The organism is Legionella antarctica (genome assembly GCF_011764505.1).
GTDB lineage: Bacteria > Pseudomonadota > Gammaproteobacteria > Legionellales > Legionellaceae > Legionella > Legionella antarctica.
In genome coordinates, this window is the sequence record NZ_AP022839.1 from 1,292,030 (window position 1) to 1,302,785 (window position 10,756).

Sequence of the window (10,756 nt, forward strand, 5' to 3'; positions counted from 1 at the left end):
TGGGCGGTTAAATTTGCTGAAAATCGCTCAGGGTTTGGCACAGGAAGTAGGGATATGAAAATTTTTATTTTCTAAAGTTGACAATTCCTCAGGTTTTTAACTTAGCTTTATTTTTAAATTGTGTAGAAAAAATGTGATGGCCCATGACCCAAAGAACTAAAATTGCAAGAATGTTCCCTTCGTATCTGAATTAATTTTGTGGTAATCTTATAAGGTTTTTTCTTTAAGGAGCCTTAATGCGTGACTCACTTAAAATATTATTGATTGGTTTTATTTCCCTGATCATTATTGCGTGTACTGCTTCCCCTCACTCTGAAAGTACAGGCGAGTATCTTGATAGTTCAGCAACGACCACCAAAGTGAAAGCCAGTTTAGTCGATGAGCTGGGAACGAATGGTTTTTTTGTAAAAGTTAAAACCTACAAAGATGAAGTTCAGCTTAGTGGTTTTGTTGATACTCAAAGAGTAAAACTAAGAGCTGGGACTATTGCTGCAGGTGTAGATGGTGTTAGAAACGTACGTAACGATATTATAGTTAAATCAAGGTAAGTATCACACTCCAAGCTAAGGAATACTCATGTTTGATGGAAATTATACCATAGAAAATTTTGATGAAGCACTTTTTCAGGCCATTACTAATGAAAAACGCCGGCAAGAAGATCATATTGAACTGATAGCGTCCGAGAATTATGTAAGTCCACGCATCCTGGAAGCCCAGGGGTCGGTACTTACGAACAAATATGCAGAAGGATATCCCGGTAAGCGTTATTACGGTGGCTGCGAATACGTTGACGTAGCTGAAGAACTGGCCATTGACCGAGCAAAAAAATTATTCGGTGCAAATTACGTCAATGTCCAGCCTCACTCAGGTTCTCAGGCGAATGCAGCGGTAATGTTGGCTTTATTAAAGCCGGGGGATGTCATACTCGGTATGTCATTACCTCATGGCGGTCATTTGACACATGGATCCAAAGTTAATTTCTCAGGTAAATTATATCAGGCTGTTGAATATGGTGTTGATGTTCAGACCGGATTAGTTGACTACGATGCATTGGAGCGTTTAGCTGTAGAACATAAACCGAAATTGATCGTTGCTGGCTTCTCTGCTTACTCAAGAGTACTAGATTGGGCCAGGTTTAGAGCAATAGCAGATAAAGTGGGCGCCTATTTGTTAGCTGACATGGCTCATGTAGCGGGGCTGGTCGCAGTTGGTCTCTACCCATCGCCGTTACCCTATGCAGATGTAGTTACTACAACAACCCACAAAACATTAAGAGGTCCCAGAGGAGGTTTAATCCTTTGTCGTTCTAATGAGGAAATTGAAAAAAAATTAAACTCTTCAGTATTTCCAGGCATGCAAGGTGGTCCATTGATGCATGTTATTGCCGCAAAAGCAGTGGCCTTTGCTGAGGCTTTATTGCCAGAATTCAAACTATATCAACAGCAAGTTTTGCTTAACGCGCGGACTATGTGTGATGTACTAAAAATTCGGGGATATAGCATTGTCTCTGGTGGAACAGATAATCATTTACTGTTAATTGATTTAATTAACAAGGATATAACCGGTAAAGAAGCGGATGCTGCTTTAAGCAAAGCAAATATTACCGTAAATAAAAATTCAGTTCCTAATGATCCTCGCTCACCCTTTGTAACCAGTGGGTTACGTTTGGGAACACCTGCTGTTACAACCAGAGGGTTTAAAGAGAAAGAGATAGAGTTTTTATCTAATTGGGTAGCAGATATCCTTGATAATATAAACGATGAAGCGATTATAGCCAGAGTCAAAGCTCAGGTTTTGCTTTTATGTCGTGAATTCCCGGTTTATGCCTAATCATGCATTGCCCATTTTGTCATGCAGAAGAAACAAAGGTTATTGATTCCCGTTTAGTCGCGGACGGTGCCCAAGTGCGCAGAAGGCGACAATGTCTGGACTGCCATGAGCGCTTTACTACTTTTGAGACGGCTGAATTAATTATGCCATTAATTATAAAACGTGATGGAAGACGAAAACCCTTTAACATTGATAATTTGCGCTCAGGAATGTTGCGCGCTTTAGAGAAAAGACCAGTTAGTGTTGATGCTTTGGAAGAAGCAATTATATCAATCACCCAGGAAATTCGCCGTAGAGGGGAGCGTGAAATTGATTCACAGTTGATCGGTGAACTGGTGATGAAAGAGTTGTTTCGACTCGATCATGTTGCTTATGTGCGATTTGCATCAGTATATAAAAGGTTTAAAGACGTTAGCGACTTTAGACAAACAATAGATCAAATGAAAGAAGACAAAGAGTAGAAACTGTTGCTCTTAGTAAAATTAAAGAATAAATTCATGAGGTAATAGTGGAAAAACAATCTATAAGCGGTAAAAGACGAGCACGTAAACTAGCACTTCAGGCCCTTTATCAATGGTTAATGTCTGGCAGCGATCTTCATGAAATAGAAGCCCAGTTTCGGGTTATTAATAATATGGAAAAGGTAGACGGAGACTATTTTTGTCGTTTATTACACGGGATTCCCGCTCAGATTGTTGATTTGGAGTCCAGCATCTCTCCGCTTATAGATAGAGAGATCAGTGGCTTAAATCCCATTGAGCTTACCGTGTTACGAATTGGATCCTTTGAACTCTTTCATTGTCCTGAAATACCCTATAAGGTAATACTTGACGAATCAATATCCTTGACAAAAGAATTTGGATCACAAGACGGATATCGGTATGTCAATGGGGTATTAAACAATTTGGCAAGACAGGTGCGCTCCGTTGAAATCAGTCTTGGCAATGAATGAATTTTCTATAATTGAGCAATTTTTTAAACCTTTTACGGTTAAACGTAAAGAGGTTCTATATGGCATTGGTGATGATGCTGCCTGTTTGCAAATTCCTACCGGAAATGACGTTCTGATTAGTACAGATACCTTAGTTTCAGGTGTTCATTTTCTTCCTGAGTGGGATCCTTATGATATAGCGTGTAAGGCAGCAATGGTTAATATTAGCGATATGGCAGCAATGGCTGCCGAACCTTGCTGTGCGACTCTTGCTTTAACCTTACCTGAGTTGAACCATAATTGGCTTGAGTCTTTTTCACGGGGCCTAAATGCATCGTTCAACACGTTTAATGTAGACTTGATCGGCGGTGATACCACGCATGGACCCCTATCTATAACTCTGACCATTATGGGTTTGGTTCCACAGGGACAGGCTATCAGACGTAAGGGAGCGAAACCGGGTGATATAATTCTGGTTTCTGGCCAATTAGGTGCTGCAGCTTTGGCGGTCAAATTACTTACCGATCATGATCTTCCTGAGGAAGACAAAACGGAAATGATGAATGCCTTGTTGCATCCAAAACCACGAGTGGATTTAATCCCAATACTGCGTTCTTATGCCTCTTCTGCCATTGATATTTCAGATGGACTAAGTGCCGATTTAAATCATATATGTGTTGCTAGTGGTGTAGGTGCCTGTTTAACTAAAGAAGCAATCCCAATCCATAGATTACTGGACATCTATTGGGGGGACGAGGCTGTTGATTTGGCACTTACTGGCGGTGATGATTATGAATTATGTTTTACCGTATCACCTCAACTAGTAGATACTTTAATGAAAAAATGCCATAGAGCAAATTTAGTGTGTTATCCCATTGGCGTGATAGAAGATCATCCTGGATTAAGAATGAAAGCGGCAGATAAGGCATGTGAAGAATTAAGACCTGCTGGCTACTCACATTTTTAGCTTAGACTTTTTTTGCGATGGCTACTGAGGCCAATCTCGAAGAAAACATCTTCAACATAAGTATGTATTTCGTGTACACTGAATTTTTTCAGATTTATGCCGTGACTTTGTCTCCTCATTGATTGTTTTTAAACGAGTTGAGATCAGGTTAAAGAAGCGTTGTTGCATAAGCTTCGAGAGGGCGTAAACGCCTCCTCAGCGCGAACGGATTTTGGGGTACAAATCCTTAACTTATTGGCAGCGCCTCCAGCTCTCATTGCCATTAAGTTAAAGGACTATCTGGATCTCCGTTCGGGCTGATGAGGTGCGATAGCACCGTCTCGAAGCCTTGATAGATAAGCTTCGAGAGGGCGTAAACGCGCTCTTCAGCGCGAACGGATTTTGGGGTAAAAATCTTTAACTTAATGGCAGCGCCTCCAGCTCTCATTGCCATTAAGTTAAAGGACTATCTGGATCTCCGTTCGGGCTGATGAGGTGCGATAGCACCGTCTCGAAGCCTTGATAGATAAGCTTCGAGAGGGCGTAAACGCGCTCTTCAGCGCGAACGGATTTTGGGGTAAAAATCTTTAACTTAATGGCAGCGCCTCCAGCTCTCATTGCCATTAAGCTAAAGGACTATCTTGATCCCCGTTCGGGCTGAGGAGGTGCGATAGCACCGTCTCGAAGCCTTGATAGATAAGCTTCGAGAGGGCGTAAACGCCTCCTCGGCCCGAACGGATTTGGAATATCAAATCCTTAACTTAATAGCAGTGGACGTGGGGGCAGAAATTGATGCAGCAACACCAGGCAAACCTTGGGATGCAGGTAGTTATATAAAAACTAATTAATGCAACACCGCCGATTAAGGAGCGAAAATGAATCAAGTGAATATAGTTAATCGTGTTTGGCAAGACCCTGTTTACTTTATCGCTTTTGGATTTGGTAGTGGATTGATGCCTATGGCTCCGGGTACCTGGGGCACTTTAGCGGCTATTCCCCTCTACTTCTTACTAGTTGGGAGTCATTGGGGTGTTTATCTGACTTTTACCATTCTGGCTTTTATTTTAGGGGTTTGGGTAAGCGATAAGGTTTCTAATGATTTAGGGATACATGATTATAAAGGAATTGTTTGGGATGAAGTGGTAGGCTATTTGTTGACCATGTTTTTGGCACCTAAAGGATTTATCTGGATGCTATTAGGGTTTATTTTGTTTCGCATCTTTGATATTTGGAAGCCACAACCTATTGGTTATGTCGATAAAAAGGTACATGGTGGATTGGGGATTATGCTTGATGATGTATTGGCTGCAGTTCCTGCATGGTTGATAATGCAAATTTTAGCCTGGAGTTTTGTCTGATGAATGAAACGCATAGAGAACTGATTAGTATGGGCCTGACTGTCGGGATCATTATTCTCACGCTCTTTATTATTCATAAATTCATACCATCGATTACTTGGGCCGCTATTATTGTTATCGCTACTTACCCGCTATACAAGCAGTGGCGTAAACTCTTTGGAGAGAAGCACAATTCATCTGCGTTACTATTTACCATTCTAATAGGTTTGGTGTTCCTTATTCCTTTAAGTTGGCTTGTTGGCATTCTAGTTAAAGAATTACAACTATTTGTTAATTTTTTGCAAAAAACGAATACGAGTGGGGGAGCCGCCCCCGATTTTTTTAAAAATTTACCCCTTATAGGTAATGATGTAATTATGTATTGGGATGAACATATTGGGAAACCAGGAAATATTAAAAGTTTTTTATCTAATTTACATTTAACAATAACACCAACAAGTTACTATATTAAACAAATTGGATTCAATTTGGCACACCGAAGTTTTCAAGTAGGTTTCACCTTGTTAACTTTGTTTTTTTTCTACCGAGATGGAGATAAGTTGCTCTTGCAAATTCATCATTTAGGGGAATATTGCTTTGGGGATCGCTGGTTTCGCTATTCTGACCGTCTACCCAGAGCTTTGCGTGCTACAGTGAATGGTACAATTGTAGTTGGAATAGGAGTTGGTGTCCTGATGGGAGTATGTTATGCCCTGGTGGGTTTTCCTGCTCCTACTTTAACCGGATTTATAACGGCCTTAGCCGCAATGATTCCTTTTGTCGTGCCTATAGTTTTTATTGCGGTTGCACTAATCTTATTTTCTTCGGGTAGTGTGATTGGTGCTATTATAGTACTGGCTTGGGGAACTTTTGTGATGTTTGTAGCGGATCATTTTATTAAGCCAGTGTTAATCGGCGGTGCCATTGAGTTACCGTTTTTAGCAGTACTCTTCGGCATTTTAGGCGGAGTTGAAACTTTAGGTTTATTAGGTTTATTTGTGGGACCAATGATTATGGTATTATTCATTACCTTGTGGCAAGAACCACAAGGTAAGCCTCATCTGCGCTGCTAACAATCAATTGCGCCCTTATCAAAAGCGAAATTAATTGTGAAATTCAGAGAAATAAGTCCATATCTCTGGTTATCCATTTCGGGAAGACTTTTCGTTGTGATGTAACGCAAGTCCATACCTGCCCAGGTAAAGTCATCCATAAAATAACTTAATCCGAGTATTCCTTGGGCTACCTGGGTAGTAAACGTATCATTGAAGCCATGTGAAAAAGAGGTATTCGTATTGACGAAATCACTAAAATTTCTGATTTGTGCCATTCCAATACCGAGTCCAATATAAGGAACAACGTTCGTATTGCTGTTGGGAGTAAAAAAATCATAATAGAGATTTCCGATACCATAGGTTACGGCACTGCTCCCACTATATCCCAAAGCTTTCTCCTGAAACCTATCAAATATTCCTGGAGGACAAAAACCACTGGGGGTAAGTACATTGGGACTTTCAAGAGTACAGCCACCTGGGTTTACTTGTAAGGGGCCAGTGGAAAATCTGTTGTAAAGTATTTCTCCTTCAAGACGAAAATGGCTTAATTTATAACCAAGCATAGCGCCACCACCACCTCCAACTGAGCTGTAGTTAACTATACCTGTAAATAAGGTTCTATCTTCTTCAAAAATCACACTATTATTTGAAGGTCCATGACTTATTCCTGCCATTATTCCTGCATAAAATCCCTGAATCGGATTATTTAGCGCCAAGGCTGCCGAACTTGCTAAAAAGCTGGATAGGACACCAAGTTGAATTAACTGCTTCATTCTAAATCCTTACTTATAATTACCGTAATCAAAATGGTAAACTGCTCCAGCATTAGCTATATGAGCCTGATATCTGGTTCCTAAATTGTCAGATGATGTGGTTGATACATAACGGTAAGCAAGGTTTAAGGTATAGTTTTCAGAAAAATTATAAGTGATTCCAGCTGTTCCTTGATACGCAAATGAACTCTCATCCATGGAAATGAAGGTATGACCTAAAGGACCAAAGCTATTTAGTCGTTGTTGGATATAGGCATAACCCAAGCCCAAACCCAGATAAGGTGCGATACCAGGCAGCATCTCTGGAGTATCATAATAAACGTTGAACATTCCCAAATTAGCGGAAGAATAGCCAGAGACATCAGCTTGTCCGATGAAATTGATTTTAAAGTAACGAGCACCAGCATGAATATAAGTGTATTCAGCCTCGTAACGAAGTGGATTGCTTTGATAACCCATCCGAGCTCCAGCATTATATCCCTGATTAAAAGAGGCACTATTAATATAGTACCCAAAAGAATAATTCCTGACATTATCAGGTACATAGGTATAACCACCGAATACGCTGGTATACCATCCATCAACTGTTGTTGCAGCTGAGGCAATGCCAGTAGCTAATAAGGCAGAAGAAAATAGTGTAAGTCTCATGACATCCCTTTGTTATTATTTTTTTCTAGCTCATGTTAGCGTTTTGCTTTAAATTTGCAAGTATTCTATCATGTTATGACTCAACTAAAATTTTATGCATTAGCACAAGGATTTAGTTACTTGTATAAAATTATTATTAAGGTAATATGAATAATGCAACATGAAAAAGGAGTTTCGCATGCCCAAAAAAAAACCTGAGATTATTGATCACTTAGATAATTTTGTAGATATATTATTAAATCAAATTGCTGATGAATCTGAGAATGGACATAAAGCATTATTAGTGACGATGGGAAATGCCAAGTCATTGTATAACAAGCCTATGGAATCCTGGTTTACCGGCTGGATTTATAAAAACACAAGGACTCGTGGTCCAGATATAGAGCGAGCCATGGAAAGTATCAAAGCATTTCCAGATGCGTATACTCGTTTGCAGGACATCAAAATATTAGTTGAAGAAAAAGGGGCATGGCATGCTTACAGTTCTTATAATTATTATTTATTTTCTGGATTAATAAAATCAGTTCCAGGATATAAGCCTTTAGAGGAGAGCCTGGAACATCATATTACGCTCAAAGTCAGAGATAAAATTATCGATAAAATTGATAATTTCATGTGGCAATACAAAGCCAATCAAGAGGTGATAGCAACTCGAGAAAAAGAGTTTGAGGCAATTCGTCAGAGTGTGCAAAAAGCAGTAGATCACGTACTTATTTTCGATAATTTGGAAGAGGCTCAAATCTCCGCTAAAAAAAACGCATCGCAAACTCACTTTTATCTGACTTCGATCAGCAATAAATGGCATCTTTCATGGATTGATCTAACAGGAAAAGCCTACACACTTTATCCTACTGATGAGTTGATCAGCCTCCTTGTAGACCAAAAAGCCCAAAAAGATGAACAACTAAATCTAATTCAAATAAAACAACAGAAAAAAGAATGTCTTACCGCCCGGGATATATTCCTGGATAAAGTTCAATTACACATTAATCCCAGAGATCCGGCGACTCGAGTCGTATTAAATAACGAGAGTCTCATTGCAGGAGGAGTTGTAGCCACTTTTATTTTAAGAGGTAAACCTAATCAATATTCTCTTTGTTGGATCAGTACTCTAGGTAAAGCACTGGAGATTCCCCTAGTGAAATATCCGCAATTTAAAATGTGGTTAGACTCTCAAAATTCACTAGGTCATGAACAACTTCCCCAGTTAAAAGCTCATTTACTCAGTGTCAATACCTCCAAAGCTCTTACTGGCATCGAAGACTTTAAAAATGAGCTACAAGATTGTTTGACCATGGGACCAAAAAAAGCAGTAAGCAAAGGATCTGAAAAAATTGCTCCTAAACGTCTGGAGATGGGATTATTTGCGAAAATTGTAAAGACCGTAGAGGAACAATATGGAAAGCCTCCAGAAAAAGAACTGACTCGAACAATTGAACCAGAACTAACCAGCAAGAAATCGAATGATACCGAAGAAATACCTGAGCTGGTTCTATCCAAGGTTACCGGACCACAACAGGGTAAATGTGCTCCACAGTTACCGTTATTTAAACAGAAAGAAAATCAGTTCCCTGAGTCAAAGGATGAACCGAAATCAGTTTATCAGCCCAGTTAGTTAAATCCATTACTAATAGGATACCGCCAGTCTTTACCAAAAGCGATTGGGCTGATCTTGATTCCGGGAGCAGCCTGTCGACGTTTGTATTCATTGTGTTTAATTAATCTAATAACTTTATAAACTTCGTCAGGATAAAAACCTTGCTTGATAATTTCAGCTGGGCTGATGTTATGCTCCATGTATGCGACAATAATGGCATCCAAAACGGAGTAATCAGGTAAGCTGTCCTGATCGGTTTGATTTGGTTTTAGTTCAGCGGAAGGGGCTCTTGTGATTACTCGTTCCGGGATTACTTCTGAAAGGGAGTTACGATATTTAGCCAAAGCATAGACTTGGGTTTTGAGTACATCTTTTAAGATGGAAAACCCCCCAGCCATATCACCATATAAAGTAGCATAGCCGACTGCAGTTTCGCTTTTATTACTGGTAGTAAGAACCATTTTACCTGTTTTATTGGATATGGCCATAAGCAACATACCCCTTATCCTGGCTTGAATATTTTCTTCCGTGGTATCAAAAGGTAATCCTTTAAAAACAGGATCCAGGGTGGATAACATGGTTTTATAAACAGGTTCTATAGGAAGAAAGGAGTGCGAAACATGAAGGGTATTAATTTGCTGAATGGCATCTTCATTGCTCATCGAAGCAGTAAATTGAGATGGCATCATGACGACATAGACCTGCTCACTTCCCAGAGCATCAACTGCAATGGCCAAAGTTAGTGCTGAATCAATTCCACCAGAAAGCCCGAGTAAAACACCGGAAAAATGATTTTTCCGGACATAATCTTTGGTACCACAAACCAATGCTTTATAAATCAAGGCCTCTCTGCTGAGAAGAGGAGTAACATAACCAGTGACTTTATTAGGGCTTATTTGTACACTGCATAAATCTTCTTCAAAGGCTGGAGAGCGAGCAAAAACAGTTCCTGTGTGAGCCATTGCTATCGATTGGCCATCAAATAGCAACTCATCCTGACCACCGATTTGATTAACATAGATAATGGTTATACCTTGTTGGGCATAGGACTTAATAAGTTTCTCTCGTCTGAGGTATTTATCATAATCAAAAGGAGAGGCATTCAGGACCATCAAGGTTGAAATACCCTGTTGAATCAGGTCTTCTACCGGCCCTGGGAGCCATAAGTCCTCACAAATAATAACCCCGATTTGATGCTCATGCAGTGCAAAAATGCAGGGGGTTTTTTCGCCTGGAGTAAAATAGCGTGCCTCATCAAATACATCATAATTTGGCAGATTTTGTTTATGGTATTCGCTGATTTTTTGTCCCTTATAGAATATGGTTGCCGTATTGTAACAACATTCTTCTTGCTGTTTGGGGTGACCAATAATCACATGACAATTTTTTGTCGCAACCTGGATTAACTTTAAGCTCTCAGTAACTGCATAATGAAACTCCTTGCGAAACAGCAAATCTTCTGGGGGATACCCTGTTAATGCCAGTTCAGGGAACAGAATCACATCATGTCGATCTTGGCAGGTTTTAATGATGTCAATAATTTTATCACGATTAGACTCAATAGCGCCTACTGTCGGATTAATTTGAGCCATAAGAATATTGAGAGCAGAGTGCATTGGTTCTATTAATTATAAAAGTT

Annotated in this window: 11 protein-coding genes; 8 read left to right on the forward strand and 3 right to left on the reverse strand. The window is 39.8% G+C overall.

The annotated features are described in order from the left end of the window. The first annotated feature begins 236 nt into the window (after positions 1-236). The 7 genes from HRS36_RS06160 to HRS36_RS06190 all read left to right on the forward strand — a co-directional run bounded on the left by HRS36_RS06160 (position 237) and on the right by HRS36_RS06190 (position 6,117). The gene (locus HRS36_RS06160) at positions 237-548 is read left to right on the forward strand and encodes a BON domain-containing protein (protein ID WP_173236621.1); all 312 of its coding nucleotides are present in this window, start codon (positions 237-239) and stop codon (positions 546-548) included. Positions 549-576: 28 nt separating this feature from the next. Further along, positions 577-1,830, forward strand: coding sequence for a serine hydroxymethyltransferase (gene glyA / locus HRS36_RS06165; RefSeq protein WP_173236622.1), 1,254 nt, complete (start codon positions 577-579; stop codon positions 1,828-1,830). Positions 1,831-1,832: 2 nt separating this feature from the next. Continuing rightward, positions 1,833-2,291: a transcriptional regulator NrdR gene (nrdR, locus tag HRS36_RS06170; RefSeq protein ID WP_173236623.1), complete on the forward strand. Its 459-nt coding sequence runs from the start codon at positions 1,833-1,835 to the stop codon at positions 2,289-2,291. Between the two features lie 47 nt (positions 2,292-2,338). Beyond that, positions 2,339-2,782, forward strand: coding sequence for a transcription antitermination factor NusB (gene nusB / locus HRS36_RS06175; RefSeq protein WP_173236624.1), 444 nt, complete (start codon positions 2,339-2,341; stop codon positions 2,780-2,782). Beyond that, positions 2,775-3,728 (forward strand): thiamine-phosphate kinase, encoded by a 954-nt coding sequence (gene thiL / locus HRS36_RS06180; protein ID WP_173238476.1) that lies wholly within the window; start codon positions 2,775-2,777, stop codon positions 3,726-3,728. Before nusB ends, thiL begins: the two co-directional genes overlap by 8 nt. Positions 3,729-4,582: 854 nt before the next feature. Continuing rightward, positions 4,583-5,065, forward strand: coding sequence for a phosphatidylglycerophosphatase A family protein (locus HRS36_RS06185; RefSeq protein WP_173236625.1), 483 nt, complete (start codon positions 4,583-4,585; stop codon positions 5,063-5,065). Next, a complete protein-coding gene (locus HRS36_RS06190; RefSeq protein ID WP_173238477.1) occupies positions 5,065-6,117 on the forward strand; it encodes an AI-2E family transporter in 1,053 nt (350 codons plus the stop codon). Before HRS36_RS06185 ends, HRS36_RS06190 begins: the two co-directional genes overlap by 1 nt. Here HRS36_RS06190 and HRS36_RS06195 read toward each other — a convergent pair. After that, the gene (locus HRS36_RS06195) at positions 6,114-6,872 is read right to left on the reverse strand and encodes an outer membrane beta-barrel protein (RefSeq protein ID WP_173236626.1); all 759 of its coding nucleotides are present in this window, start codon (positions 6,870-6,872) and stop codon (positions 6,114-6,116) included. The two genes, HRS36_RS06190 and HRS36_RS06195, sit on opposite strands and share 4 nt — an antisense overlap. Before the next feature lie 9 nt (positions 6,873-6,881). Further along, positions 6,882-7,520 (reverse strand): outer membrane protein, encoded by a 639-nt coding sequence (locus tag HRS36_RS06200; RefSeq protein ID WP_173236627.1) that lies wholly within the window; start codon positions 7,518-7,520, stop codon positions 6,882-6,884. Between the two features lie 178 nt (positions 7,521-7,698). On the opposite strand from HRS36_RS06200, the gene HRS36_RS06205 reads away from it, so the two are divergent. Continuing rightward, positions 7,699-9,135, forward strand: coding sequence for a hypothetical protein (locus tag HRS36_RS06205; protein WP_173236628.1), 1,437 nt, complete (start codon positions 7,699-7,701; stop codon positions 9,133-9,135). On the opposite strand, the gene HRS36_RS06210 is transcribed toward HRS36_RS06205, so the two are convergent. Continuing rightward, on the reverse strand, positions 9,132-10,733 hold the full coding sequence (locus HRS36_RS06210; RefSeq protein ID WP_173236629.1) for an NAD+ synthase: 1,602 nt from the start codon (positions 10,731-10,733) through the stop codon (positions 9,132-9,134). The two genes, HRS36_RS06205 and HRS36_RS06210, sit on opposite strands and share 4 nt — an antisense overlap. Between the last annotated feature and the right edge of the window lie 23 nt (positions 10,734-10,756).